Below are 601 nucleotides of genomic sequence, written 5' to 3'. Positions count from 1 at the left end.
AAGCAGGCCGGCGACAAGTGATGAGGCTGACCCTTCAGAAAGGGATCCACCTCCTTCTCCAGCTCATTTGGCAACAAGGGATCCGCCACCCGCAAATTCGCGCCCAATTTTGGCGACAACTGTGGACAATTTGGCGGCGCAAGCCCAGCCTGCTGAACCTGTATTTGGGTTTGTGCGCGGCAGGGGAACACTTTTGGGAGTACCGGGAGTTGGCCCGCGCTCGCCTCAGCCAGCAGGAGCTGGCTGCTGAGCGGTAGCCTCTTCTTCTTTAGTTGTTTTGTTTCTTGTAGGAGCACAGCCTATGTCTCTTCCCTTGCTTGCCGATCGCCCCACCACGCAAAACGTGCGGGTGAACCGCTACTTTGTACCCAGCGACGAAACCCCGCCCGTCTATCGCCCCGACGACCCGACGGGCATCGAGAATGTCATCCGCGCCGCCTACCGGCAGATCTTCAGCGAACACCTGATGCTGGAGAGCTACCGGCAAAAAGCTCTGGAGTCCCAGTTGCGCAACGGGGCGATCTCGGTGAAAGAGTTTATCCGTGGCCTGGGCAAATCGGAGGTGTACCGGGAGCTGGTCATGGTTGCTAACGACAACTAC

2 protein-coding genes are annotated in these 601 nt (G+C 58.4%); both read left to right on the top strand.

Annotation, left to right across the window (positions count from 1 at the left end; translation table 11 throughout):
• Positions 1–257 (top strand): DUF4070 domain-containing protein (locus NW858_RS11615; protein ID WP_414520556.1); only part of this gene is annotated, 257 nt, incomplete at its 5' end.
• A 44-nt stretch (positions 258–301) separates the two neighbouring features.
• Positions 302–601 (top strand): phycobilisome rod-core linker polypeptide (locus NW858_RS11610; RefSeq protein WP_414520555.1); only part of this gene is annotated, 300 nt, incomplete at its 3' end.

Source organism: Synechococcus sp. H55.10, from assembly GCF_047502715.1.
Lineage (GTDB): Bacteria > Cyanobacteriota > Cyanobacteriia > Thermostichales > Thermostichaceae > Thermostichus.
This window is presented reverse-complemented; position numbering and strand designations above follow the sequence as displayed.